Here is a 25929-nt window from a genome sequence, read left to right as displayed (position 1 = left end):
CTGCTCGGCCGGGGCGGCCTCGGCGGGAGCCTGCTCAGCAGGGGCCTCGGCAGGAGCGGGGGCGGAGCCGGTGGACTCGCCGGCGTCACCGATGACGGCCAGTTCGGCGCCGACCTCGACGGTCTCGTCCTCGGCGGCCTTGATCTCGAGGAGGGTGCCCGCGACGGGCGACGGGATCTCGGTGTCGACCTTGTCGGTCGAGACCTCCAGCAGGGGCTCGTCGACGGCAACCGTGTCGCCGACCTGCTTGAGCCAGCGGGTGACGGTTCCTTCGGTGACGCTCTCCCCGAGGGCCGGCAGGGATACAGAGGTCGGCATGACGGTCGTTGCTCCTTCGTCTGATCGGTCGAGTGTCAGCCTACGGTGCCGCTGGCGCGGGCGGGACGCGGGTCAGCAGAACCCGGATTACCCGCCAGTCACAAACTTACTAGGGCACGCCAGCGGTCCCCGGCTGAAGCTCAGTCGTGGAAGTGCAGGGGTTTACCGGCGAGCGCCAGGTGCGCCTCGCCGAGGGCTTCGTTCTGGGTCGGGTGCGCGTGCACGAGCGGTGCGACGTCGGCGGGGTAGGCCTCCCAGTTGTAGATCAGCTGGGCTTCGCCGATCAGTTCGCCGACCCGCGAGCCGACCATGTGCAGGCCGACGACGGCGCCGTCCTTGGCCCGGACCAGCTTCACGAATCCGGCGGTCTTCAGGATCTGGCTCTTGCCGTTGCCGCCGAGGTTGTAGTTCAGGATCTCGACCTCGCCGTACTTCGCGCGGGCCTGCTCCTCGGTCAGCCCGACCGACGCCACCTCGGGCTCGGAGTAGGTGACGCGGGGGATACCGGCCTCGTCGATCGGCGTCGGCGCCAGCCCGGCCAGGTGCTCGGCGACGAAGATGCCCTGCTGGAACCCGCGGTGCGCGAGCTGCAGGCCGGGCACGATGTCACCGACGGCGTACACGCCCGGCACGCTCGTCTGCAGGGTGGCGTCGACGGTGACGAAGCCGCGGTCGAGGGCGACTCCGACCTCCTCGAACCCGAGCCCGGCCGTGTTCGGACCGCGGCCGACCGCGACGAGCAGGACCTCGGCCTCGATCACCTCGCCACCGGCCACGGTCACCTGGACGCCATTGTCGACGACCTTGACCGACTCGAACGGCGTACCGGTCTTGAAAGCGATTTTGCGCTTGCGGAAGGCGCGCTCGAGCGTCTTCGAGCAGTCGGCGTCCTCGGCCGGCACGAGCCGCGGCAGCGCCTCGACGATGGTGACCTTCGTCCCGAACGACGTCCACGCGGAGGCGAACTCGACACCGATCACGCCGCCGCCGAGGACGACCGCGGACTCCGGCACGCGGTCGAGCGTCAAAGCGTGCTCGCTGGCGATCACGTGCTGGCCGTCGATCTCGAGACCGGGCAGCGACCGGGAGTGCGAACCGGAGGCGAGGATGACGTTACGGCCCGTGTACGTCGTGCCCCCGACCTCGACCGTGGTCGGGGAGGTGAGTCGTCCCTCGCCCTCGATCACGGTGATCCCGCGGGCCTTGAGCTGGCCCTGCAGACCCTTGAACAGCCGGTCGACGACGCCGTCCTTGTACTTGTTCACGCCGCCCATGTCGACACCCTCGAGTGTCGTCCGGACGCCGAACTGCTCACCGTCGCGGGCGGAATCGGCCACCTCGGCGGCATGCAGCAGCGCCTTGGTGGGGATACAGCCGCGGTGCAGGCAGGTGCCGCCGACCTTGTCCTTCTCGACCAGGGCGACGGATTTCCCGAGCGTCGCGGCGCGCAGGGCCGCGGCGTATCCGCCGCTGCCGCCGCCGAGGATCACCAGGTCGTACGTCGTACCGCTGCTGTCTGCCGGGTTCGTCACAGGTTCCTCCGTGGGCGTGTGGTCGGCGGGACGGCTCCGGATCGCGGTTCCGGCCCGGCGACATCTTCGCATGAGCGATCTGGGCAGATTGCCGGTTTCGGCAGAAACCGTTACCGCTACTTTCTGCCGATGACTTGCGGCGATAGGCGACACTGTCTCCATGAAGTGGTTCGGTCGCCGGCAGAAGGCCGGCACGATGCGCAAGTCGGACAACCCCGACCAGGCGCACCTGCGCGAGTTCGCCCTCACCCGTCAGGGAGTCGAGGGCTTCGTCGAGCCGCGCACCGCGGTGACGGACTACACGCTGTTGCTGGTCGCGATCGACGGCGAGTGGACCCGTCGCCGGGTCCCCTCGGTGCAATGGGCGCACAACTTCGCGAACAAGCTGGGCATCCCGTCGTACGACGCCGCGGTGGTCGGCGTCCCGCCGCGGATGCGCGAGTACAACGCCCGGAAGAAGAAGCAGGGCCTGATCTAAGCCTCTAGAGGATGGGCACCCGCGACCGGACGCCGGCCACAACCGCGGAATCCACCACCGAGTGCATGATCCCGGGGGCGTGATCCAACCGCGCCGCGGTGTGGCCCAGCGGAGTGGTCAGGCTGCTACGGCCGATCCCCAGCGGGTCGGTTCCCTGCGGAGGCGTGTAGGCCTGGTCGCATGCCAGCAGCCACGCCTGCGCGTCCGCGGCCCGCGCCCGGGTCAGCAGGTCCCACTGCTCTTCCTTGCCCGGTCCGGCACCCCACGACGCCGGTACGACGATCAGCTCGGCACCGAGTCGTCCGAGCGCGCTGAACTGGTCGGCGAACCGCAGGTCGTAGCAGGTCGCCAGCCCGATCGTCACGTCCCGGTACTCGAAGCTCACCAGTTCGTTGCCGGGAGCAACCGTGTCCGACTCGCGCGACCCGAACGCGTCGTACAGATGGATCTTCCGGTACGACGTCTCGACGCCCGGACCGGTCGCCAGCAGCGTGTTGTGGACGCGACCGTCGCCGGACGGCTCGAAGAGTCCGGCCACCACGACGATCCCGAGATCGGCCGCGACCTTGCGCAGCCCGGTCGCGAACGGGCCGTCCAACGGCTCGGCGACTGCGAGCAGGTCGGTGCCGAAGCAGGCCAGCGTCGCCTCCGGCAGGGCGACGAGCTCGGCTCCGCCGTCGGCAGCCCGCCGTACGGCGTCGGTCGCGGCCGCCAGGTTGGACACCGGGTCGGCGCCGGTGGTGAGCTGGGCCGCCGCCACGCGTAGATCTGTCATCAGGACCTCCGTGCCTGTATACATTGAGTATGCAATTGAGTGGGGATTCCGGCCGTGACCGTGCCTACCAATACCTGCGCGGCACGGTCCTCAGCGATCCGGCGGTCTCGGGGACGTTCATCAACGAGCAGGCGGTCGCGACCGAGGTCGGCATCTCGCGGACCCCGGTGCGTGAGGCGTTGCTGATGCTGGCGGCCGAGGACCTGGTGCAGCTGGTGCCGCATCGCGGGGCGTTCGTGGCGCCGGTTCCGGGCCGGGAGATCGCCGAGATGATGCAGGCCCGCGGGGTGATCGAGACCTGGGCCGCGGTCACGTCGCTCGCGGCCGGCAATGCGCCGGTGCAGGCCATGGCCGACGTACTGGAGCAACAGCGCGCGATCGTTGACAAGGGTGACGCGAAGGAGTTCATCGAGCTGGACAGCCAGTTCCACGCGTTGCTGGTCGCCGCGGCCGGCAACTCGGTGCTCGGCCGGCTCTACGAGAACCTCCGGGCCAAGCACGTGCTGCTCGGCATCGTCGCGTTGCAGCGCAGCGAGACGCGTCGGCAGGATGTCCTGGTGGAGCACCAGGCGATCGTCGACGGTCTGGCCACCGGCGAGTCCGAGGCGGCCGAGAAAGCGATCCTCGGCCACCTGGGCACCACCGGCTCGATCCTTATGCAGGGTTGAGAACAAGGTCATCGTCCACCACGGCCCGGCCGAGCCGCAGGCCGACCAGAGTGACCGCGCAAGCCACGATGATGTACGCCGCGATGACGTATCCGGTCCCGGTCTTCGCCAGGAAGTAGGTGAAGGCCAGCGGGGCCAGCGCGCCACCGATCACACCAGCGAACGTGTAGGCCAGTGAACTGCCGGTGTACCGCAGCCGCGCCGTGAACTGCTCAGACACGAACGCAGCCTGCGGCCCGTACATCAGCGAGTGGAACACGAGCCCGACGACCACTCCGAGCACCAGAGTCCCCAGTGACGACGCGATAGCGAAGAACACCACACTCCACACCGCTCCGCCGAGCGCACCGATGCCATAGATCAGCCGACGCCCGTAGCGATCGGACAGGTAGCCGGAGAACGGGATCAGCGCGACCTGACAAGCAGAGCCGATCAGTACGGCGGTCACTGCCTGGCCGCGGCTCAGATCGAGCTCCTTGGTCGCATACGTGAGCACGAAGACCGCGAACATCGCGTAGAGCACATCCGGCCCGACCCGCGCGAGAATGGCCGCGATCAGGGGCCGGCGCTGCGTCCGCAGTACCTCGGTCACGGGAGCAGTCGGCCGGTCCCCACGGGCCTCCAGCTCCTTGAACACCGGCGTCTCCTCCAGCTTCGACCGGATGAGCAGACCGAACGCGACCAGTACGGCGGACAGCAGGAAAGCGAGCCGCCAGCCCCAGCTGAGGAACTGAGCCTCAGTCAGCAGCCCGGCGAGCAGAGCCAGCACGCCGTTCGCCATCAGGGTGCCGAGCGGCGGGCCGACCTGCGCGGCGGATGCCCAGAACCCGCGCTGCCCCGCCTGACTGAACTCACTGCTCAGCAGGACCGCACCGCCCCACTCACCACCCACACCGACGCCCTGCGCGAAGCGCAGCACCACCAGCAGTGTCGGGGCCAGTGCGCCGGCTTGGGCGTGGGTCGGCAGTAGACCGATGAAGAACGTGGCCACGCCGATCAGGAGCAGTGTCGCGACCAGAACGCGTTTGCGGCCGATCACGTCACCGAGGCGCCCGAAGAAGATGCCGCCGAGCGGCCGAGCGATGTAGCCGACGGCGTACGTGCCGAAGGCCTGCAGGGTGCCGGTCAGTGGATCGCTGCCGGGGAAGAAGAGGTCGCCGAAGACGAGTGCGGCCGCGGAGCTGTAGACGGCGAAGTCGTACCACTCCAGTGAGGTGCCGGACAGGCTGGCGGCGAACGCCTTGTAGAGGCCGCGGCGCTCCGTGGTGTCAGGGGTGGGGCTGGACATCGAGGTGGACCTCCTTGGGGGATTGCTCCATACTCGTTGTATACGACGTGTTCACGCAAGCTCCCGGGACAGAAAATTCGGAGGTTTCATGAGTCAGACGCTGAGGTTCGCACTTCCAGCGGGCGGTGAGCGGAAGATAACTGTCCGCTACGCACTCAATGCCGGCTACGCCGGTCGCGACACCGAGCAGGTCCAGCACCACGTCGACGAGTTGGCCGAGCTCGGCGTACCGGCGCCGACCCGGATTCCGACCCTCTATCCGCTGTCGGCGTCCCTGGTGGGCCGGCCGGAGGTCGTCCAGGTCGCGCATGCCAAGACGTCCGGAGAGGCGGAGTGGGCGCTGGTCGTCGGCGAGACGCCCGACGACCTGCTGCTGACCGTCGCGTGCGACCACACCGACCGGGCACTCGAGGTGCACGGTGTTGCCTGGAGCAAGCAGTCCGCGCCGGACGTGCTCGGCGACGTCGCCTGGGCCCTCAAGGACATCGAGCACGAGCTCGACCAGTTCACGCTCAAGGCATGGGTCCGGCACGGCGACACCGAGCAGCTCATCCAGGACGGAACGCTCGCGCAGTTGCTGCCCCCGTCGTACTGGATCAAGGAGCTGGGCGACCGCCTGGTGCCGGGCACCGTACTGCTCAGCGGCACGATCCCGATGATCGCCGGCGTCGACCAGTTCGCCGACGCGTGGCGCGTGGAGCTGACCGACCCGCGCGGCATCACCAGCCGGATCGTCTACAGCGTCGAACAGCTCGCCGAGGCCTGGGACTGACAGCCTCGGCGGCTGTTGCTACTCAGCTAGCTGATGCGGCGAGCTCGATCAGGGTCCGTACGGCGTAGCCGGTGCCGCCGTTCGGCGTGTAGCCGGAGGCGGAGCCGTCGTTGAAGGCAGGCCCGGCCACGTCCAGGTGGACCCAGTCGATGCCCTCGGCAACGAAGTCGCCGAGGAAGGCGGCGGCTGCGAGTGCACCGCCCCAGGGCTCGCCGGTGATGTTGGCCAGGTCGGCGACCTTCGAGTGTGCCTTCAGCTTGTCGAGCATCTCGCTCGGGATCGGCAGCGGCCACATCGGCTCACCGGCCGCGACCGCGGCGTCCACGACCCGGTCCCGGGCGGTGTCGGTGTTCGCGAAGGCGCCGGCCACCTTGGTGCCCAGGGCAACGACACAGGCACCGGTCAGGGTGGCCACGTCGACGATCAGGTCGGGCTGGTCCTCGGACGCGCGCACCAGGGCGTCGCCGAGCACCAACCGGCCCTCGGCGTCGGTGTTCAGCACCTCGACGGTCTTGCCGCCGTACATGGTCAGTACGTCGGACGGTCGCGCGGCCGAGCCGGACGGCATGTTCTCCGCCATCGCGGCGTACGTCGTCACCTGGACCGGCAGACCGAGCTTGGCGATCGCCAGCGTGGCCCCGATCACGGCGGCGGCGCCGGCCATGTCGGACTTCATGCTGATCATGCCGTTGGCCGTCTTCAGCGAGAGGCCGCCGGAGTCGAAGGTGATGCCCTTGCCGACGAAGGACAGGTGCGTCACCGGCTTCTTCGGCGTGTAGCTCAGCCGGACCAGCCGCGGCGGGTTGGTGGACCCCTGGCCGACGCCGAGGATGCCGCCGTACCCGCCCTTGACCAGGGCCTTCTCGTCGAGCACCTCGACCTTGACGCCGTAGTCCTTGCCCAGCTTCACCGCGTGCGCGGCGAACTCGACCGGGTGCAGGTCCGACGGGGGCGTGTTCACCCAGTCGCGGACCAGGCGGATCGCCTCGGCGGTGACCTCGGCGCGCTCCAGCGCGGCCTTGGCCTCCTTCGTGCGGGCCAGGTCGGTCAGCACGGTCAGCGCTCCGGCCTCGTCCGTCGAGCTCTCCGACTTGTACGTCGTGAATGCGTACCGGCCGAGCAGTGCGCCCTCGGCGACCGCCCGGACGCACTCGGCGTCCGGCGTCGGCAGAGCGAACGCGACCGACTGGCTCAGCTTGGCGGCCCGGACGCCGGTCCCGGCGGCGATCCGCAGGTCCTCGGTCTTCAGTGTGCCGTCGGGGGCCTCGCCCAGGCCGACGGCGATCAGGTTCGCCGACTTGCCCGGCTTCGGGCCCGGCACCTTGGTCACCTCACCGGTCTTGCCGGTGGCGCCCAGTCCGGACAGCACCTCCACCAGTTGCCCGCCGTACGCGGCATTGAGCGACTCGGTGCCGGCCGGCAGGGTCACCGCGCCGTCGAGTTTGACGACGCCGACGACAACCGCGTCGGTTCTGACACCGGCCGCATCGGACTTGCTCAGGGTGATGGTGCTCACGAAATTCTCAGTCCTCCTTGACCGGTGGGCAGATTGCCGGTCGTGACGGTACGTGAATACTGCCTCCGCATGCTACGCGTCAGGTAGCTTGCCCTCCATGACCGGATCGCCTGAACTGAAGAAGTCGCCGTTGCACGAGCGCCACGTCGCGCTCGGCGCCAAGTTCGCCGAGTTCGGCGGCTGGGAGATGCCGCTGGAGTACTCCGGTGTGGTTGCGGAGCACACCGCGGTCCGGACGTCGGTCGGCGTCTTCGACGTGAGTCACCTGGGCAAGGCGACGGTCACCGGCCCCGGCGCGGCGGCGTACGTGAACGCGTGCCTGAGCAACGACCTCGGCAAGATCACCCCGGGCCAGGCGCAGTACACGCTGTGCTGCAACGAGCGTGGGGGAGTGGTCGACGACCTGATCGTCTACCTGCACGCCGACGACAACGTCTTCCTGATCCCGAACGCCGCGAACACCGCCGAGGTGGTGCGCCTGCTGCAGGCCGATGCGCCGGACGGCGTTGTGGTGAAGAACACCCACGACGATTACGCGATCCTCGCCGTACAGGGCACCAACAGCGACGAGGTGGTCGCAGCCATCGGCCTACCGACCGGCCACGACTACATGTCCTTCGCAGTGGCCGACTTCGCCGGTACGCCGGTTGTGGTGTGCCGGACCGGCTACACGGGCGAGCGGGGGTACGAGCTCGTCGTACCGAATGCTGCCGCGCTGGCGGTGTTCGACGCGCTGCTGGAGGCCGGAGCGCAGTACGGCATCGTCCCCGCCGGTCTGGGCGCGCGGGACACGCTGCGGACCGAGATGGGCTACCCGCTGCACGGTCAGGACATCTCCCCGGACATCACTCCGGTGCAGGCGCGGTCCGGCTGGGCCGTGGGCTGGAAGAAGGAGCACTTCTGGGGCGACACCGCCCTGCGCGCCGAGAAGGAGGCCGGCCCCGCGCGCGTCCTCCGCGGCCTGCTGGCCGTTGGCCGGGGCATCCCGCGCCCACACATGTCGGTGCTGGACGCGGCCGGGACGGCGCTGGGTGAGGTGACGTCCGGCACGTTCTCGCCGTCACTGAAGAAGGGCATCGCGCTCGCGTTGCTGGACGCGACAGTGAAGGAGGGCGACCAGGTGACCGTCGACATCAGAGGCCGTCAGGAGCCCTTCGATGTGGTCAAGCCACCCTTCGTCACCGTCAACGTCCGGGAGGGCTGATTCAGCCCCAGTCCCAAGCTCGCGTCATGACCATGCCTTTCCTGAGGGGCGGTATGGGCAGATCTTTGGGCAGGCCTGTTACCACGCGCTTACCATGAGCCAGTGGAATACCGCCTGCTCGGTCCGGTCCAGATCTGGTCGGGTGGCGACCAGGTCTCCCTGAAGCGCCGCCAGGAGCGGCTGCTGCTCGCCGTACTCCTCCTGGAGCCAGGTAAAGCAGTGGCCGCCCAGCGCCTGATGGAGCTGCTCTGGCCGGACGCGATGCCCACCAACCCCCGGCGGGCGCTGCAGGTCTACATCTCCCGGCTGCGCACCCTGCTCGACGTAGAGCTGACCAGTGGGCGCGAGGGCTACGCCATCCAGGCGCCTGCTGGGAGCACCGACATAGAGCAGTACAGAACGCTGGTAGCCCAGGCGCGGCAGCAGGACGACCTGGAACAACGCAGCAAGCTCCTGACCGACGCCCTGGGGCTCTGGCGTGGACCCGCGCTGGCCGACGTAACTACAGAGGACGTGCGGCAGCGGCTGTGCGGGGGACTAGAAGAAGAGCACTGGGCGGCCGAAGAACTGCTCCTGACCACAGAGCTCGCTCTCGGCCACCACCAGGAGCTGCTGCCACGCCTGGCCGATCTCACCGCCGCACAGCCGACCCGCGAGACCTTCGCTGCCGCCTCGATGCTGGCCCTCTACCGCTCCGGCCGTCAGGCCGACGCCCTGGCTGTCTATACCTCTCTAGTACGGCGTCTGGACGAAGAGCTCGGTGTGGAGCCCGGAGCCGAGGTCCGGGATCTCCAGGTCGCGATCCTGCGCCAGGATCCGTCACTCGACATCACCGTCCCTTCCGCGGCACCACGTGAGCTGCCGGCGGATGTAGGCCTGCTGATCGGCAGGGACGACGTACTGGAGGAGCTGTCGGCAGCACTCCTCGCCCCCGCGCGTGCCGGCGTACCGGCAGTTGTCTGTCTCTATGGCGCAGCAGGCACCGGTAAGTCAGCAGCGGCGGTCCGGCTAGGGCATCGCTTGGCAGATTCGTTCCCTGACGGGCAGCTGTTCGCGCGGCTCCAGGACGTAAACGGGCAGAGTCATTCGCCCCGAATGATCCTCGGACAGCTGCTGCGCTCGCTGGGAGTCGACGGCTCAGAACTCCCCGAGTCCGTCGAAGAGCGCTCAGCCCTGCTCCGCAGCCGCCTCGCCGACAAGTCGGTGCTACTCGTCTTCGACGACGCCATAGACGCCGGCCAACTCAGACCACTACTCCCCGCCGGTGGCGCAGTCATCATCACCTCCCGCCGCCCCATGCTCGGCCTGGAGGACGCCACCCACCGAGAACTGCTCCCACTCTCCGACGAGATCAGCGCCGAGCTCCTCGGCGCAGTCTCCGGCCTAGGCCCAGCCCGCGTGGCCGAGGTCGTCCCCCACTGCGCTGGGCTCCCGCTAGCCCTCCGCATCGTCGGCGCCCGCCTCGCCCTCATCCGCGAAGACGTGGCCGAGGTCGTCCAGAGCCTCGCCGACGAGTCCCAACGCCTCGACTACCTGGTAGCCGGCGACCGAGCCGTCCGAGCCAGCCTCGACCTAACCCTCAGTACGGCGACCGCCGAAGCCCGCCGCCTCTTCGCCTGCCTGGCCCTGGTCGGCGCCGACGAGTTCGCCCCCTGGGTCGCCGCGCCCCTCCTCAACCTCAAGGAAGCCGCGGCGACTGCCGTACTGGACAACCTGGTCACTCTGGGCCTGGTCCAGCCTCGTCGCCTCGCCCCGCCGCGATTCGGTCTCCACAGCTTGGTCCGCGCACGCACGGTTGAACTGATCAGTGAGTTCGACGCGGGGGAGCGGGCCGAGGCCGAGCTGCGTTATGTGGAAACTGTCCTACGCCTGGTTACTGCGGCGGATGACGGCATCGATCATGCGATGCCGATCAGCGCTGTCATCGAAATAGGCGAGGAGCGCCTTCTGCCAGGGACCTTGGCTGCTGCTCGGATCGGCTCTCAATGGCTCGACTTCGAGGTGCCCGTGATCCGGGCCGCCGTCGTCCTGGCCGCGCAGATCGCACCACGGATCGCCGGGCTGCTCGCGCTGCGGTTCAAGGGGTTTCTGGCTGTACGCGATCTGCGCGAGACGTGGATCGCCGTTCTGCAGGTGGCTCGAGACGCGACGGTTGCTTCAGGTGATGTGAGCATCGAGGCCGACCTTGACCGAAGCCTGTTCGTGGTGCGGGCCCAGGACAGCGCGCCGTCGGACGAACTGGCGCAACTGGCAGAGCGGGCGCTCCGCTCGGCGGTTCGTTCTGGCAGCGTCGAGCTTCGGAGCAGTGCCCTGCAACAGGTCGGGTGGGTTTCGTCGCTGTGCGCCGACTTCGGCCGCGCGCTGGAAGTAGCCGAAGAGATGCTCGCGCTGGCGGAATCAGCCCCGGAGGCGAGGCCGATGAAGATCCGCGCGCTGAGCTCCCGCGGTGTCGCGCTGCAGTTCGTTAACCGCAATGCGGAGGCACAGGCGGATCTTCGAGAGGCTGTGACGCTGGATACGCCGGGAACTCGGATCCACGCCATTCGGTTGGCGCAGCTCGCCAAATGTCTCCTGGACAGCCCCGGTCTAGGCGCCGAGCACCTTCCTGAGTTGTACGACGTCATTGGCCGGGCGAGGGAGATCGTCGAGCGGATCGGCGACGACCTCGGTCTCGCGCACGTGAACAACTGCGAGGCGATGGCGCTGATTGCTGAGCGGCGGCTGGACGATGCGGAGAGGCTGCTCGAGAACGCTGCGGCCATTCTCATCCACCACCCTGACGACTTGGGGACGTTCGGCAACGCCGTGGGGCGGGCGCGGCTGGCAGTTGCCCAGGGACGCCCGAGCGACGCCCGGGACGAGCTCGGCAAAGCCCTGCGACGTCATTCGACCGACCTTGCCGTCCATGAGGTGGCGCGCCAGCGAGAGCTGCTCGGCCTGGCGCCGGTGACCGGCTGATCAACGTCTCATGGCGTTGGCGCGGCTAATCCTTGCCATGCTGTTGTCAGAGCAGTCAGGTGCCGCGAAGCCGGCGCGGACGACGTGCTGGGGCTTGACGACCGCTACGCGGTTGCGGTCGTCAAGCTGGCGACCAGGATGCCATCTGCGGGACCGGTAGACACCGGTTGGAAGGGCTTGTCGCGGTCGGCTGAGCAGCGGCCGCAATTGTTACATTCTGTTATTTTGTGGCACAAATTGGCCACTGTCGGTGCTGTGCCGACGCGTTTCGCGAAGGATTGATTGCGGATAGTCACCGTTGGGGGCAAATGTTCCGGTCCAGTACCCGTTCCGGTAACGATTTGTGCACTGCTGCCGAGCACCGCTGGTTTGGTGTCACAGTGTCAGGCAGGCTAGCGCGCGGCTGGGGGGTTTGCCGGTGTCAAGGGGATTTGACGCAGGTCCTTCCAGCGAGCGAAATGTTCGGCACGATCTACAGACCGGCGCCGGATTGACGGACCATCAACCATCCGGCTGACAGAGCTGACGGAGCGCGAATGAGTATTGGGTCACCCGGCTCGACCGTAGGGGTCGAGGACCACCCGGCCTCTGCGGAGCCCGAGCGGGCCAAAGGTGTCGCGCACGGTAAGTCGCCGACCCGGATCGCGATGGATCGGCTGCGCAAGGACAAGGTCGCGATCGTCTGCGCGTCGATCGTGCTGTTCTTCGTCCTGATCGCGATCTTCGCGCCGCTGCTGGCCAAGCTCGAAGGCGGCAACATCGCCGACTTCAACCCCAAGCTGATCGACGAGTTCGGCTTCCCGACCATCGGCGTCACGCCCGACCACTGGTTCGGTGTCGAGCCCAGGACCGGTCGCGACAACTTCGCTCGCTGGGTGTTCGGCGCCCGGCCGTCGCTGCAGGTCGCGTTCACCGCCACGGTGTTCGGCACTGTCGTCGGGGTCGTGATGGGCCTGATGGCCGGCTTCCTGGGTGGCTGGGTCGACCGCGTGATCTCCTGGGTCATCGACTTCGTGCTGAGCCTGCCGTACCTGCTCTTCGCGATCGCGCTCGTTCCGATCGTCGAGTCGTGGCGCGGCGGTTCGATGAACCTGACACCTGAGCAGCAGTCCAGCACCCGGTTCTTCGTGCTGATCTTCGTGTTGTCGTTCTTCGGCTGGGCCGGACTGGCGCGCATCATCCGCGGCGAGGTGCTCTCGCTGCGCGAGCGGGAGTTCGTCCTGGCCGCCAAGGCGATCGGGGTCTCCACCCCGCGGATCTTGTTTCGCGAGCTGCTCCCCAACCTGGTTGCTCCGATCGTCATCTCGGCCTCGCTGGCGCTGCCGGCTTACGTTACGGCCGAGGCCGGATTGTCCTTCCTCGGCGTCGGTCTGATCGAGCCGACCCCCTCGTGGGGTCAGACGATCGCGACCGCCACGAACTGGTTCCAGGCGGACCCGATCTACCTGTGGCTGCCGGTCGGCGCGATCACCATCCTGGTGCTCTCGCTCGCGCTGCTCGGTGACTCGATCCGGGACGCCTTCGACCCCAAGACTCGCCGGTAATGCGGCGATTGCCCGAGCGGCAGAAAAGGAGAAAACCGACCATGCAGGTGAAACGGATCACCGCAGTCGCGGTCACGGTGTTGTTGGCCGTTGCTGCCTGTGGCAGCCCGTCTTCGAAGGGCGGCGGTGACAACGGCTCGGACGGGCCCGCGAACACGACCCAGACGAAGGTAATGGACGCAGCCGCCAAGGGCCCCGCAGCCGACGTCGAAGGATTCAAGAAGGGCGGCACCGCGACGATCCTCTCGGACGTCACGCCGTCGACCTTCGATCCGACCGACACGTACTACGTCGACGGTTTCCAGATTCAGAAGCTCTACTTCCGGGCGCTGACCCAGTACCGGCTCGACGGACCGGACCACAAGCCGGTCCTGGTTCCCGACCTGGCCGAGGACCTGGGCACCGTGTCGGACGACAAGCTGAAGTGGACCTTCAAGCTGAAGCAGGGCATCAAGTACTCGGACGGTTCGCCGGTCAAGGCCGAGGACTTCGCGTACTCGATCAAGCGGTCGTTCGCGTCCGACATCTTCACCGACGGCCCGACGTACCAGCGTCAGTACTTCAAGGGCGCCGACAAGTACAAGGGCCCGTGGGCGAGCGGCGACAACTTCGAGGGCGTCGAGACGCCGGATGACCACACCCTGGTCATCAACCTGTCGAAGCCGTTCCCGGACATGCCGTTCTTCGGCGCGTTCACGCTGTTCACGCCGATCCCGAAGGCGAAGGACACCAAGGACGCGTACCAGTCGAAGCCGCTGGCCACCGGTCCCTACATGGTGGGCTCCTACAACCCGGGCGCCGAGCTCAAGCTCGTCAAGAACCCGAACTGGGACCCGAACACCGACGCGGTGCGCCACCAGTACCTCGATGGCTACCACTTCCGCTTCGGTCTGGACACCCTCAAGATCCAGCGCCAGATCCTGTCCAGCACCGGTCCGGACGCGAGCTCCCTGACGTACAGCAACATCGACGCGACGCTGGTCCCGGAGCTCAACCAGGGCAACAAGAAGGACCAGCTCATCCAGGGTCCGACGCCGTGTGACCGGATGGTTCCGATGGACACCCGGAAGATCCCGTTGGAGGTCCGCAAGGCGATCGCGGCTGCCTACCCCTACGACACCGAGCGCAAGGTCGCAGGCTGGACCTCGCTCGCCGAGCCGCCGGCTTCGACCTACATGTCGCCGTCGGTCCCGGGCTGGGAGAACTACGAACTCCCGGGCCTGAACGGCAAGGGTGACGGCGACCCGGTCAAGGCCAAGCAGATGCTGAAGGACGCGGGCAAGGAGAACTTCGAGCTCTCCTGGTACTACTCGAACGACGCCAAGATCGCCACGCAGCGCAGCCAGGTTCGCCAGCAGGCGCTGGAGAAGGCCGGCTTCAAGGTCAAGGCGATCGGTGTGCCGACCGCCAAGATCCGCGAGGTCACCGGTGACCAGAACGCTCCGGTGAACATGTTCAAGTCTCCGGTCGGTTGGTGCTCCGACTGGCCGAGCGGCTCCTCGTGGGCACCGGTGCTGTTCCGGTCCGACGCGATCAAGCTGGGCAACAGCGTTGGCCAGCTCGAGGACAAGGCGCTGGACGCGGAGATCGACAAGGTCAACAACATGTCGCCGGAAGAGGCCCTGAAGACCAAGGCCTGGATCAACCTCGACAAGAAGATCATGCAGGACTACCTGCCGGCTCTTCCGGTCTACCAGTCCAGGTCGGCGTTCCTGGTCGGGACGAACATCGGTCACCCGATCAACGACCCGACGCAGGGGATGCCCGAATTCACCTCGCTGTTCCTGAAGCAGCCCTGATCGCACCAGTGATCGGACGGCGATGAGCCGTTCGTTCTGATCGCGAAGTGAGTGGCCGGCCGGGCTCCCTGGCCGGCCACCCACGGCGATCGGTGAGGAGAATCCCACGTGTTGTACTTCCTTGGGCGCCGTATTCTCAGCGCCCTGTCCGTCGTCCTCGTCACCCTGGTGGCGACGTTCGCTCTCTTCTTCATCGCACCGACGGATCCGGCGGCGGCGATCTGCGGCGAGCGCAACTGCCCGCAGCAGCGGTACGAGGAGATCAAGAAGGGCCTGGGGCTCGATCAGCCCAAGGTGAAGCAGTTCGCTGACTACCTCGAGGGCCTGGCGGTCGGCAGGACGTACATCAACGGGGGCGTCGAGCGCGAGTGCAAGGCCCCGTGCCTCGGCTACTCCTTCAAGAACGACCGCCCGGTGCTGGAGATGTTGGGCAACCGGGTTCCGGTCACCGTTTCGCTGGTCGCGGGTGCAGCCATCATCATGCTGACGGTCGGTGTGACGATCGGCTCGATGGCCGCCAAACGGCGGGGCACTGCCGGCGATCGCGTCCTGGTCACCAGCACGCTCGTGATCAGCTCGATCCCGTACTACATCGTCGCCTTGATGATCGCTCTCTACCTGACGATCTTCTATCCCATTCTTCCCCGCGGCAGCTGGACACCACCGACCGACAACATCGGGAAATGGGTGGCCGGTCTGGTGACGCCGTGGCTGGTACTCGGCCTGGTCAACATGACGCAGTACGTGCGGTACTCGCGCGGTTCGATGGTCGAGACACTGAACGAGGACTTCATCCGGACCGCCCGGGCCAAGGGCCTGTCGGACCGGGTCGTGACCTACAAGCACGCACTGCGCTCCGGTCTGATCCCGGTCATCACGATCTTCGGCCTGGACGTGGCGGGCATGCTGGCCGGCGCGATCTTCACCGAGCGGATCTTCGACCTGCCGGGGCTGGGCAACCTCGTCCTGGAGAGCCTGGTCAACTTCGACCTGCCGGTCATCATGGGGACGGTGCTGGTGTCGTCGATCTTCCTCGTGACGGCCAACGTGATCGTCGACATCGTCTACAGCCTGATCGACCCGCGGGTGAGGCTTTCGTGACCACACCCGCCCCCGAAGACCGGAAGGACACCATGGCCGAGAGTGCAGCGGAGCAGCCGGCAGCGCCTGCCGACGCGAAGCGCGGCCCGTCGGTCGCGACCCGCGAGCGCCGGTCCGGTCTGATGAACCCCAGCGGCGAGACGCCGTACCTGGTGGTCGAGGACCTGACCGTGAAGTTCCCGACCGCCGATGGTGTGGTCAGCGCCGTCAACGGACTGAGCTACTCGGTCCCGCTCGGCCGCACCCTGTCGATCGTCGGCGAGTCGGGCTCCGGCAAGTCGGTGTCCAGCATGGCCGTGATGGGTCTGCACGACCGTAAGCGGACCCAGATCACCGGCTCGATCCGGCTCGGCGGTGACGAGCTGGTCGGGATGCCGGAGAGCGACCTGATGAAGGTCCGCGGTGACGCGATGGCGATGGTCTTCCAGGACCCGCAGTCGTCGCTGCACCCGCTGTACACGGTCGGCAACCAGATCTCCGAGGCCTACCGGGTGCACCACAAGGTCTCCAAGGACGTCGCCAAGAAGCGGTCCCTGGAGATGCTCGACCTGGTCGGTATCCCGAACCCGATCCGCCGGTTCAAGCAGTACCCGCACGAGTTCTCCGGCGGTATGCGGCAGCGCGCGATGATCGCGATGGGTCTGGTCAACGACCCGAAGCTGATCATCGCCGACGAGCCGACGACCGCGCTCGACGTGACGGTGCAGGCGCAGATCCTGGATCTGCTGAACAACCTGCAGAAGGAGTTCGGTTCGGCGATCGTGCTGATCACCCACGACCTCGGTGTGGTGGCCGAGATGGCGGACGACGTACTGGTCATGTACGCCGGTCGCTGCGTCGAGTACGGCACCGCCACCGATGTCCTGGCGAACCCGCGGATGCCCTACACCTGGGGGCTGCTCGAGTCGATCCCGACGGTGTCGGCGGCGAGTGAGAAGCTGCGCCCGATCAAGGGTCTGCCGCCGAGCCTGCTGAACCTGCCGAGTGGCTGCTCGTTCAATCCCCGCTGCCCGTACAAGGATCGCGTCAAGGGCGAGCGCTGCACCACCGAGCTGCCGGAACTGTTGCCGGTCGACGGAGCCGGGGCCCATACGTCCCGTTGTCACCTGCACGACAAGGCCTCGATCTACGAGGCCGAAGTCCTGCCGAGACTGGGCTGACGAGGGGACTGAGGAGAAGATGAGCGACACAGTACGTCCGATCGACCAGTCGGCCGCTCGGGGCGAGACACTGCTTCGGGTTCGCGACCTGAAGATGCACTTCCCGATCAAGGAATCCGTCGGCCTGCGCCGGACGAAGAAGGTGGTCCAGGCAGTCGACGGCGTCACCTTCGACCTGAAGGCCGGTCAGAGCCTCGGTCTGGTGGGCGAGTCCGGGTGCGGGAAGTCCACCACCGGCCGGATGATCACCCGGCTGCTCACGCCCACGTCGGGCGAGATCAACTTCAAGGGCACCGACATCGCGCGGCTGAAGGAGCGGGACCTGCGCCCGTTCCGTCGGCAGCTGCAGATCGTCTTCCAGGACCCCTACAGCTCGCTGAACCCGCGCCAGACGGTCAGCAACATCATCAGTACGCCGTTGCGCGTACACAACCTGGTGAAGAAGGGCAACGAGCTCGGTCGGGTCCAGGAGTTGCTGGAACGGGTCGGTCTGAACCCCGAGCACCACAACCGCTACCCGAACGAGTTCTCCGGTGGGCAGCGGCAACGCATCGGGATCGCCCGGGCACTGGCGGTCGAGCCCGAGGTGATCATCGCCGACGAGCCGGTCTCCGCGCTGGACGTGTCCATCCAGGCCCAGGTGATGAACCTGCTGGAGGACCTGCGGCGTGACCTCGGGATCGCGTTCGTGTTCATCGCGCACGACCTCGGCGTGGTCCGTCACTTCTGTGACGAGGTCGCAGTGATGTACCTGGGCAAGATCGTCGAGCAGGGCCCGCGGGAGCAGATCTACGGCGCCCCGCAGCACCCCTACACCCAGGCGCTACTGTCCGCGGCTCCGGACCTCGGCACGATCCGCGGCGTTCCGCCGAAGGAGCGGATCCGGCTGGTCGGCGACGTACCCTCGCCGATCGACCCGCCGAGCGGCTGCCGCTTCCGCACCCGCTGCTGGAAGGCCGAGGACATCTGCGCGACGCTGGAGCCGAAGCTCGAAGGCAAGCCCCAGTCGGCTCCGGGCCATGCGGCCGCGTGCCACTTCGCCGAGCCGAAGGTCGACCTGGTCGCCGAGATCGCCTGAGCAACCTTTCGAGAGCCGCCCTGACCACTTCGGTCCGGGCGGCTCTCGTCGTACGGCGGATATCATGCGCAGATGGAGTTCCGCCTGCTGGGAGCGCTCGAGGTTCAGGACGGCACGACCGAGATCAAGCTGGTACGGCGGCAGGAACGTCTGCTGCTCGCGGTCTTGTTGCTGAGGGCAAATGAAGTGGTGCCGCCGGAGCAGCTGATCGACCTGCTGTGGCCCGACGATCCACCTGGCGACGCGCGCGGTTCGCTCCAGGTCTACATCTCCCGGCTGCGGAAGGCCGGGATCACCATCGACGGCGGTCGCCACGGGTACGCCGTTCGGGTGCCGGGTGGAGCTGCCGACCTCGACCGGTTCCGGGCGATGGTCGCCGAAGCGCGAGCCTTGCCGAACCTCGCCGACCGGGGGAGTCTGCTGCGGGCGGCGTTGGAGCTCTGGCGTGGCGAACTGCTTCCCGATCTCGCCGATCTGCCGGCTCGTGACCGGCTCTGCGCAGCGATCGAGGAGGAGCGCCGCAGCGCGTTCGACGAGCGGATCCAGTCCGACCTGGCGGCCGGATCGTTCTTACCGCTGCTCGAGGAACTTCCGGTTCTCGTCAAAAGCGATCCGACCCGGGAGATCGCGGTGGCGGCTTGGATGACCGCCCTGCATCGGGTGGGACGCCGACAGGACGCACTCGATGTGTACGCCGAGGTGACCGCGACGCTGGCCGATCAGTTCGGCCTCGAAGCCGCGCCGTCCCTGCGTCGGCTGTACTCGGCGATCCTGCGCAACAATCTGGAGCTGACGGCGGACGGCAAGGCGCCGAGCGACCCGGTGCCGAGGGAGCTGCCGGTCGACATTTCCGTGTTCGCCGGCCGCGACGACCTGGTGGATGAGGCGGTCAAGGTGCTTTCCCGGCCCGATCGCGACCGAGCAGCCGTCTATCACCTGTGGGGCGGCGCCGGTGTCGGTAAGTCGGCGACCGGAGTCCGGATCGCGCATCGGGCAGCCGCGGCGTTCCCTGACGGGCAGTTGTTCGCGCGGTTGCAGGACGTTGCCGGCGAACCGGTTCCGGCGCGGACACTGCTGGGCCGGATGTTGCGGTCGATGGGGCTCACGTCGGGCGAGATTCCGGACGGCCTGCCCGAGCGTCGCGACGTACTGCGTGAGCGTACGGCGGACCTGGCGCTGCTCGTGGTGCTGGACGACGCGCTCGATGCGGAGACCGTCGAGCACCTGCTGCCAAGCGGACCGCGCAGCGCCGTGATCGTCACGTCCCGTGCGCCGTTACCGGAGCTGTCGACGGCGGCACGTCGCCGGGTCGTACCGCTCGAACCCGCGACGAGCCGCGATCTTCTGCTCCGATTGATCGGCCGGCGGGTTCGCGACGAGGCGTCGATCTCGGTGCTGGTCGATCACTCTGCCGGTCTACCGCTGGCACTGCGGATCGTCGGTTCCCGGCTGGCACTGTCCGGCGGTGAACTGCTACCAGAGCTGGCCGCCTCGTTGGCCGTCCAGGATCAGCGGCTCGACTCGATGGTGGCCGGCGACCTCGCCGTACGGACAAGTCTGGATCGCACTCTGGTTCTGGTGGACACCGAGGCGCGCCAGTTGCTGGAACGCCTTTCGCTGGTCGGCGTGACCGAGTTTCCGGCCTGGGTGGCGGCGCCGCTGCTCGACGCCGACGAGGCCACCGGTGAGGCCGCCTTCGCGCGGCTGGTCGATCTCGGCCTGGTCGAGCTCGTCCGGCCGGGACGGTTCAAGATGCACGCCTTGGTCCGCTCCTACGCCGCCGAGCGTCTCGAGTCCCCTGACGAACCTTTGGCCCGGTTCCTGCAGGCTGCGTTGCGGCTACTGGTAGTCGCCGACGACGCGCTCGGACACGGCTTCACCACCGCACAGGCGGTCCTGGCGCCCGGTGAGGTCGGACTGGAGCAGGCCGAGCGCGAACTGGATGGCAACGAACGGGCCTGGCTTGGCGAGTCCTGGCCGTTGCTGCAGGCAGCAGCGCTCACGGGCATCGCGGCTGGACGCCTGGAGCAGGCTGTGGCGCTCGGGCTGCGCCTGAACAGCTTCTACATCATCACGGATCTTCGGGAACCACGGATCGAGGTGCTCCGGGCTCTGCAAACCGCCCTGCGCGAGGCAGGGGAGCTGGAGTGGCTCGTTCGCACCGAAATCTGCTTGGTCGCTGCGCTCGGCTCGGCCGACCCGCGCAGCTGGCCGGTGGCCGAAGAGAGCTGGCAGAACGCGCGGCGCTCCGGATCGGTCGAGCTGAAGGTCCGCACGCTGATCAATCTCGCGAACTCCGCGCGCCGGCAGTGCGACTTCGATCGGGACAAGGAGGCCAGCGAGCTCGCACTTCGGCTGATCGATCACCACGACGGTCCGGCCATCGTCAGGCATGTGATCCTCCGCAACCTGGGGCAGAACAGCGCTGCCCGGCGTGACTACCCGGCCGCTTGCGACTGGTTCGGGCAACTCCTGGCCGAATGTTCGCCGGGAACCGTGCAGGAGTTCTACGGGCAGAACAGCCTGAGCGAGGTCCTGGTCAAGGAAGGACGATTCGACGAGGCGGAGCAGGCCTTACGGCGGAGCCGCGAGATCTGCGCACCGATGCAGAGTCCGTACTTCGAGGCACAGGTCGACTGTCTGACGGCGCACCTGGAGATTCATCGCGGCACGTTGGATGAGGCGCGGCGACTGCTCGACCAGGCTCACAGCCGGTTCGATCGCGAGCCGGGCCTGGACATCGGCATGTTCCTCGACGAGTACGAAGCCGACTTGGCGATGGCCCTCGGCGACGTGGCCACCGGCCGCCGGATTCGCCTCGAGATGCTGGAGACGATGGAACAGCGCGGCGATCTCCTGGGCGCCTACCAGGTGCGCTACGAGCTGGAACACGATCCGCGCGACCCGGCGAACGTCTGAGGTTGGTACCGGTGGGCCCCCGCCGCGCAGGGGGTCAGGAGGGGGCCCACCGGGCCTGGGGGTGTTGCTGTTTAGGCTCGGCCGTGGGCCTGGCGGCTGCGGCGGCTGAGTGAGTCGATCGTGACGGCGATCAGCAGTACGCCGGCTGTGACGACGTACCGGACGCTCGAGTCGAGGCTGAGCAGGGCGAGGCCGTTCTGGATCGACATGATGACGAAGGCACCGAGCAGGGCCGAGTACGCCGAGCCGCGGCCACCGAAGAGGCTGGTACCGCCGATGACGGCGGCAGCGATCGCGTTCAGGTTGGTGTCGGTGCCACCGCTGCTCTGGCCGACGGCGACCAGGCGGGCGGCGGCGAGGATGCCGCCGACGGCTGCGAAGGTCGAGCAGGCCGCGAAGACCGACAGGTAGATCATCCGCACGTTGATACCGGCGCGGCGGGCGCCTTCGACGTTGCCGCCGACTGCGACGACCGACCGGCCCCAGCGAGTCCGGCGGATGGCGAAGTCGGTGACGACGACGAGGGCCAGGAACAGCAGGAACATCGACGAGACGCCACGGTCGCCGTTCAGGACGATCGCCGGGATCGCCAGCACCGCAGCCAGAGCCACTGCCTTGATGGCGATCATCGAGTGCGGGGCGGCCGACAGGCCGGCGGCGAGCCGGGCACCGCGGGCACGCAGGCGGGTGAGCACGTAGGCCACGATGACGACGGCGATCAGGCCGTACGACAGTGCCGGCGACAGGAAGCTGCGTGCGGCGAAGCCGACCAGCGCCGAGTCGAACGGGAAGTTCAGCGTGCCTTCCTTGCCGAGCACCAGCAGTTGCAGGCCGAGGAAGCCGAGCAGACCGGCCAGTGTGATCACGAAGCTCGGCACACCGAACCTGGTGAAGAGTGCTCCGTAGAAGAGCCCGATCACCAGGCCGAGAACGACGGCGATGATCAGGGAGATCACCAACGGCCAGCCCTGGTTGACGAAAGTGACACCCAGTACGGCGGCGGCCAGGCCGCTGACCGAACCGACCGACAGGTCGATCTCGCCCAGCAGCAGGACCAGGACGATGCCGAGGGCAATGACCCCGATCGAGGTGGTCTGCAGGGTCAGGTTGACCAGGTTGCGGCTGGACAGGAACGAGCCGTTGGCGATCTGGAAGACCGCCCAGATGATGATCAGGCCGATCACCACCGGGACCGAACCCAGGTCGCCGGAGCGCAGCCGGCTGGTGAAGGCGGAGATCGCGCCGCTGACGCCCCGGCTGGCGATCAGGCGCTCGTCCTGCAGGTCGGCGGGCAGCTGGTCGGCGGTGGTCACGCCGCCGTCGCCGTTCCCGTTCCCGTTTCCGGTGGAGTCCTGCGGCCGCGCCTCAGATCCGTGCACGGTCATGATGCCGAGCCCTCCTCCCGTGTCCGGCGCGCCGCGCGCTCGGAGACGGCATTGTCGGTCGCGCCGGTGATGGCGGCGATGATGTCCTGGCTCTTGGTCTCGCTGACCTGGAAGACGCCGTTGTTGCGGCCCAGACGCAGTACGGCGACCCGGTCGGCCACCGCCATCACGTCGGCCATGTTGTGGCTGATCAGGATGACCGCGAGACCGCGTTCGCGCAGCCGCTCGACGAGGTTCAGCACCTCGGCGGTCTGGGCGACCCCCAGGGCCGCGGTCGGCTCGTCGAGCATCACGACCTTCGGGTCGCCGAGCAGGCTGCGGGCGATCGCCACGGTCTGCCGCTGGCCGCCGGACAGGCTGGCCACCGGGATCCGCACCGAGGGGATCTTGGCCGACAGCTGGCGGAGCAGCTCCCAGGAGGAACGCTCCATCTCGATCTCGTCCAGCACCCGGCCCCGGCGCAGTTCGCGGCCGAGGTACAGGTTCGCGACGACGTCCAGGTTGTCGCACAGGGCGAGGTCCTGGAAGACGGTGGCGATGCCGAGCTGCTGGGCCTCCGCCGGGCTCCCGACCCGCACCTCCTTGCCGTCGAACACCATGGTGCCGTCGTCGGCGGTGTAGACCCCGGCGATCGTCTTGACCAGCGTCGACTTACCGGCACCGTTGTCGCCGACCAGGGCGAGGACCTCACCGGCCCGGACGTCGAGCTCGATGTTCTTCAGGGCCTGCACGGCCCCGAAGCGCTTGGAGATGCCCCGCAGCGCCAGCACCGTCGAGGTGCCGGGTGGAGCGGGGGTGGGAATGACAGTCACTCGATCAGCCTCCTGAGGCTTCGTTCTGCCCATGATCCCGGCGTGGGGGCCGTCGGGGTAGGGCGACAAGGCAACAAAACACACATCCGCGCCGGTTCCGTCCCGACCTCACTCGGGGCGGAACCGGCGACGGGGGTCAGCTCAGGCCGGCAGCGGTGCAGGCGGCCTGGAACGACGCGGTGCAGATGTCGGTCACCTTGTAGATGCCGTCCTTGACGACGGTGTCCTTGATGTTCGCCTTGGTCACGGCGACCGGGTCGAGGATCGTCGAGGGGACGCTCTTGAAGTCACCCGTCGACTCGGCCTTGCCGCCGTTCGCCAGGGCGACAGCAGCCTTCGCGGCGGCCTCGGCCTGCGGCTTGACGGCCTTGTAGACGGTCATCGCCTGGTCGCCGGAGACGATCCGCTGGATGGCGGCGAGCTCCGAGTCCTGACCGGTGACCGGCGGCAGCGGGGTCACGCCGCCACCCTTGAGGGCCGCGATCGCGCCGCCCGCCGTACCGTCGTTGGCCGCGTACACGCCGACCAGGCCGTTCTTGATGGCGCTCAGCTGGCCTTCCATCCAGGCCTGGGCCTTGTCCGGGCTCCAGTCCGGGGTGTCGAACTCGGCGGCGATCTTGAAACCGCTGCCGTCGAGCACGCTGTGCGCGCCCTTCTTGAAGTCGGCGGCGTTCGGGTCGGTCGGCGAACCGTTGATCATGGCCAGGTTGCCGGAGGTCTTGCCGGCCGCCTTCAGGGTGTCGACCAGGGTCTGCGCCTGCAGCTTGCCGACGGCCTCGTTCTCGAACGAGACGTAGTAGTTGGCGCCCTCGATGAACCGGTCGTACGCGATCACCGGGACGCTCTGGCCCTTGGCCGAGGCGACGACCGCGGCGGCGGCCTTGCCGTCGACCGGGTCCAGCACGAGCACGTTCGCACCCTGGGTGAGCGCGGCCTCGGCCTGCTGCTGCTGCTTGGCCGGGTCCTGGTCGGCGTTGCTGTAGATCAGCTCGCAGTCCGCACAGGCCGCCTTCAGGGCCTCGGTGAACAGCGGCCGGTCCAGGGCCTCGTACCGGGTCGTCTTGGACTCGGGGAGCAGCAGGGCGATCTTCTTGCCGCCCGTCGAACCGCTACCGGAGCCGCCGTCGTCGGAGCCACAGGCAACCAGCGAGACGGCGAGGGCCGAGACGGCGAGGCCGAGGCCGACGAGACGAGGTACTGACACGGACATATGCGACTCCTTGACGTGAAGGCCCGAGTAGGCCTGACCGAAGTCAAGACCCTTCCCGGCTTTGGCGTCAAGGCTTGAATTCAAGAAATAGACATATCGTTGTTACACGACCGTCTAATTGGGCAGTGACTGCGTGGCGTGACTGTGGCTGAGCAGTGAGGCGAGGTGGATGGCGCCGAGTACGTCGGCATCGTCACCGAGCGCAGCCGGCCGGAGCTCGACGGTAGCGGCGGCGCTCGGGATTGCGCAGCGATCCAGTGCCTCCCGAAGGGGGAGCAGGACCAGATCGCCGGCCTCCGCGAGGAGACCACCGACCACGATCACCTCGGGATTCAGCAGGTTGACCAGCCCGGCCACGGCCACCCCGACCCGACGGCCGGCATCCTCGATCACCCGGCGGCAGCCGAGGTCGTCGGCCAGTGCGCGCTGCACGATGTCCTTGAGTCGGAGCGGTCCGTGCGATGCGGCCAGGCTGCTGATCAGCGCCCGGGATCCGACGAACGTGTCCAGGCAACCGCGATTACCGCAGCGGCAGATCGGCCCGTTCTCGTCGATCGTCACGTGCCCGATCTCGCCCGCCGTACCGGCTGAGCCGCGGAACACGTCGCCGTTCAGGACGATGCCGGCGCCGACGCCGTACGAGAATTTCAGGTAGCAACCGTTCCGAACCCCTTGCAGTGCGCCGCTGCGCAGTTCGCCGAGGGCCGCCAGATTCGCCGTGTTGTCGAGGGCGACGGGTGCCCGCAGATAGCCGGTCATCTCCTCCGCGACGTTCACTCCGCGCCACCCCGGCAGTACGGCGTCCGACCCGGCCTGGTGACTGACCGAGTCGACCGGCGTCGGCAGCCCGAACCCGATCGCGGCAATCTCCTCGACTCCCGAACTGACGGTCTCGGCCAGGTCGGCCAGCAACCGAGCCACCCGCTCCATACCGTCATCGGCCGCATGATCAGCCTGCAGCGGCATCAACTGCTGAGCGAGGATCTCGCGAGACTCGTTCGCGATCGCAACCCGCACATCCCGCTCCCCGAACGCGACCCCGGCCAGCAGCCCACCCCCGGACGCCAACGACACCAGTACGGCGCGCCGCCCGTTCCGGATGCTCCGGGACAGCCCGACCATGCCCGCCTGATCGAGCTCCCGCACCATGTTCGACACTGTCGCGGCCGACAACCCGGAGGCGGCCGCGATCTCGACCTGCGTCAACGGCCCGTGCTGCCGGACGACCCCCAGAACGCGCGCACGGTTGGCTTCGCGCAGCGAAGTCTGCGAGCCAGGCGCGGAGCGGCTTGCGTTCATTACATAAACATAACGGATCGCGGCGTGGTTGCACCCACACACCACCCGACAACCGCCGACATGATCCTCCGCCTCACCTCAGCCCCGACAACCCCACCCCGAGACCCTAATGC

Annotated in this window: 20 protein-coding genes; 11 read left to right on the top strand and 9 right to left on the bottom strand. The window is 67.9% G+C overall.

The annotated features are described in order from the left end of the window. Both E1261_RS22450 and lpdA read right to left on the bottom strand, forming a co-directional pair. A partial coding sequence (locus E1261_RS22450; RefSeq protein WP_338033943.1) for a biotin/lipoyl-containing protein occupies positions 1-318 on the bottom strand: 318 nt, incomplete at its 3' end. 140 nt (positions 319-458) lie between these two features. Continuing rightward, complete coding sequence (lpdA, locus tag E1261_RS22445) at positions 459-1850, bottom strand: dihydrolipoyl dehydrogenase (RefSeq protein ID WP_132409522.1); 1392 nt, start codon at positions 1848-1850, stop codon at positions 459-461. Between the two features lie 160 nt (positions 1851-2010). Between lpdA and E1261_RS22440 the strand changes: the two genes are divergently transcribed. Continuing rightward, positions 2011-2328 (top strand): hypothetical protein, encoded by a 318-nt coding sequence (locus E1261_RS22440; protein ID WP_132409520.1) that lies wholly within the window; start codon positions 2011-2013, stop codon positions 2326-2328. A 4-nt stretch (positions 2329-2332) separates the two neighbouring features. Here the strand turns inward: E1261_RS22440 and E1261_RS22435 are convergent, their stop codons facing one another. Beyond that, positions 2333-3103 carry a carbon-nitrogen hydrolase family protein gene (locus tag E1261_RS22435; RefSeq protein WP_132409518.1) on the bottom strand — a complete coding sequence of 257 codons (771 nt, stop codon included), beginning with the start codon at positions 3101-3103 and terminating at the stop codon, positions 2333-2335. A gap of 29 nt (positions 3104-3132) precedes the next feature. Here E1261_RS22435 and E1261_RS22430 point away from each other — a divergent pair, with 29 nt between their 5' ends. Continuing rightward, positions 3133-3771, top strand: coding sequence for a GntR family transcriptional regulator (locus E1261_RS22430; protein ID WP_132409516.1), 639 nt, complete (start codon positions 3133-3135; stop codon positions 3769-3771). On the opposite strand, the gene E1261_RS22425 is transcribed toward E1261_RS22430, so the two are convergent. Further along, positions 3758-5059, bottom strand: coding sequence for an MFS transporter (locus tag E1261_RS22425; RefSeq protein WP_132409514.1), 1302 nt, complete (start codon positions 5057-5059; stop codon positions 3758-3760). The genes E1261_RS22430 and E1261_RS22425 overlap by 14 nt on opposite strands. Before the next feature lie 88 nt (positions 5060-5147). Here E1261_RS22425 and E1261_RS22420 point away from each other — a divergent pair, with 88 nt between their 5' ends. Continuing rightward, positions 5148-5831, top strand: coding sequence for a DUF2848 domain-containing protein (locus E1261_RS22420; protein ID WP_132409512.1), 684 nt, complete (start codon positions 5148-5150; stop codon positions 5829-5831). 22 nt (positions 5832-5853) lie between these two features. Here the strand turns inward: E1261_RS22420 and E1261_RS22415 are convergent, their stop codons facing one another. Further along, positions 5854-7347: a leucyl aminopeptidase gene (locus tag E1261_RS22415; RefSeq protein WP_132409510.1), complete on the bottom strand. Its 1494-nt coding sequence runs from the start codon at positions 7345-7347 to the stop codon at positions 5854-5856. A gap of 97 nt (positions 7348-7444) precedes the next feature. Here E1261_RS22415 and gcvT point away from each other — a divergent pair, with 97 nt between their 5' ends. From gcvT to E1261_RS22375, 8 genes are all read left to right on the top strand, one after another. Then, complete coding sequence (gene gcvT / locus E1261_RS22410; RefSeq protein ID WP_132409508.1) at positions 7445-8551, top strand: glycine cleavage system aminomethyltransferase GcvT; 1107 nt, start codon at positions 7445-7447, stop codon at positions 8549-8551. A 102-nt stretch (positions 8552-8653) separates the two neighbouring features. Then, on the top strand, positions 8654-11509 hold the full coding sequence (locus E1261_RS22405; protein ID WP_132409506.1) for an AfsR/SARP family transcriptional regulator: 2856 nt from the start codon (positions 8654-8656) through the stop codon (positions 11507-11509). A 536-nt stretch (positions 11510-12045) separates the two neighbouring features. Then, positions 12046-13053 carry an ABC transporter permease gene (locus tag E1261_RS22400; protein ID WP_132409504.1) on the top strand — a complete coding sequence of 336 codons (1008 nt, stop codon included), beginning with the start codon at positions 12046-12048 and terminating at the stop codon, positions 13051-13053. A gap of 41 nt (positions 13054-13094) precedes the next feature. Further along, on the top strand, positions 13095-14852 hold the full coding sequence (locus E1261_RS22395; protein ID WP_132409502.1) for an ABC transporter substrate-binding protein: 1758 nt from the start codon (positions 13095-13097) through the stop codon (positions 14850-14852). Positions 14853-14960: 108 nt separating this feature from the next. After that, positions 14961-15953, top strand: a complete 993-nt coding sequence (locus E1261_RS22390; RefSeq protein WP_132409500.1) for an ABC transporter permease — start codon at positions 14961-14963, stop codon at positions 15951-15953. A 122-nt stretch (positions 15954-16075) separates the two neighbouring features. Further along, entirely contained in the window at positions 16076-17113 is a 1038-nt protein-coding gene (locus E1261_RS22385; RefSeq protein ID WP_132409528.1) for an ABC transporter ATP-binding protein, read from the top strand. A gap of 19 nt (positions 17114-17132) precedes the next feature. Next, complete coding sequence (locus E1261_RS22380; protein WP_132409498.1) at positions 17133-18191, top strand: ABC transporter ATP-binding protein; 1059 nt, start codon at positions 17133-17135, stop codon at positions 18189-18191. Positions 18192-18263: 72 nt separating this feature from the next. Continuing rightward, positions 18264-21110: an AfsR/SARP family transcriptional regulator gene (locus E1261_RS22375; protein ID WP_132409496.1), complete on the top strand. Its 2847-nt coding sequence runs from the start codon at positions 18264-18266 to the stop codon at positions 21108-21110. 71 nt (positions 21111-21181) lie between these two features. On the opposite strand, the gene E1261_RS22370 is transcribed toward E1261_RS22375, so the two are convergent. From E1261_RS22370 to E1261_RS22355, 4 genes are all read right to left on the bottom strand, one after another. Continuing rightward, positions 21182-22495: a sugar ABC transporter permease gene (locus E1261_RS22370; protein ID WP_202874931.1), complete on the bottom strand. Its 1314-nt coding sequence runs from the start codon at positions 22493-22495 to the stop codon at positions 21182-21184. Beyond that, entirely contained in the window at positions 22492-23307 is an 816-nt protein-coding gene (locus tag E1261_RS22365) for an ATP-binding cassette domain-containing protein (protein ID WP_202874929.1), read from the bottom strand. The genes E1261_RS22370 and E1261_RS22365 overlap by 4 nt, the downstream gene beginning before the upstream one ends. 136 nt (positions 23308-23443) lie before the next feature. Continuing rightward, positions 23444-24517, bottom strand: coding sequence for a substrate-binding domain-containing protein (locus E1261_RS22360; RefSeq protein WP_132409494.1), 1074 nt, complete (start codon positions 24515-24517; stop codon positions 23444-23446). A 114-nt stretch (positions 24518-24631) separates the two neighbouring features. Further along, entirely contained in the window at positions 24632-25816 is a 1185-nt protein-coding gene (locus tag E1261_RS22355) for an ROK family transcriptional regulator (RefSeq protein WP_132409492.1), read from the bottom strand. Positions 25817-25929: the final 113 nt, after the last annotated feature.

The organism is Kribbella albertanoniae (genome assembly GCF_004348455.1).
GTDB lineage: Bacteria > Actinomycetota > Actinomycetes > Propionibacteriales > Kribbellaceae > Kribbella > Kribbella albertanoniae.
Note: the sequence above shows the minus strand (reverse complement) of the source record. Positions and strands in the feature narration are given on the sequence as shown.

Bases quoted from the DNA above. Each gene is read 5' to 3' on its own strand.
- E1261_RS22440 (WP_132409520.1), top strand. From the start codon at position 2,011: ATGAAGTGGTTCGGTCGCCGGCAGAAGGCCGGCACGATGCGCAAGTCG.
- E1261_RS22435 (WP_132409518.1), bottom strand. From the start codon at position 3,103: ATGACAGATCTACGCGTGGCGGCGGCCCAGCTCACCACCGGCGCCGAC.
- E1261_RS22430 (WP_132409516.1), top strand. From the start codon at position 3,133: ATGCAATTGAGTGGGGATTCCGGCCGTGACCGTGCCTACCAATACCTG.
- E1261_RS22425 (WP_132409514.1), bottom strand. From the start codon at position 5,059: ATGTCCAGCCCCACCCCTGACACCACGGAGCGCCGCGGCCTCTACAAG.
- E1261_RS22420 (WP_132409512.1), top strand. From the start codon at position 5,148: ATGAGTCAGACGCTGAGGTTCGCACTTCCAGCGGGCGGTGAGCGGAAG.
- gcvT (WP_132409508.1), top strand. From the start codon at position 7,445: ATGACCGGATCGCCTGAACTGAAGAAGTCGCCGTTGCACGAGCGCCAC.
- E1261_RS22400 (WP_132409504.1), top strand. From the start codon at position 12,046: ATGAGTATTGGGTCACCCGGCTCGACCGTAGGGGTCGAGGACCACCCG.
- E1261_RS22395 (WP_132409502.1), top strand. From the start codon at position 13,095: ATGCAGGTGAAACGGATCACCGCAGTCGCGGTCACGGTGTTGTTGGCC.
- E1261_RS22385 (WP_132409528.1), top strand. From the start codon at position 16,076: ATGAACCCCAGCGGCGAGACGCCGTACCTGGTGGTCGAGGACCTGACC.
- E1261_RS22380 (WP_132409498.1), top strand. From the start codon at position 17,133: ATGAGCGACACAGTACGTCCGATCGACCAGTCGGCCGCTCGGGGCGAG.
- E1261_RS22375 (WP_132409496.1), top strand. From the start codon at position 18,264: ATGGAGTTCCGCCTGCTGGGAGCGCTCGAGGTTCAGGACGGCACGACC.
- E1261_RS22370 (WP_202874931.1), bottom strand. From the start codon at position 22,495: ATGACCGTGCACGGATCTGAGGCGCGGCCGCAGGACTCCACCGGAAAC.
- E1261_RS22360 (WP_132409494.1), bottom strand. From the start codon at position 24,517: ATGTCCGTGTCAGTACCTCGTCTCGTCGGCCTCGGCCTCGCCGTCTCG.
- E1261_RS22355 (WP_132409492.1), bottom strand. From the start codon at position 25,816: ATGAACGCAAGCCGCTCCGCGCCTGGCTCGCAGACTTCGCTGCGCGAA.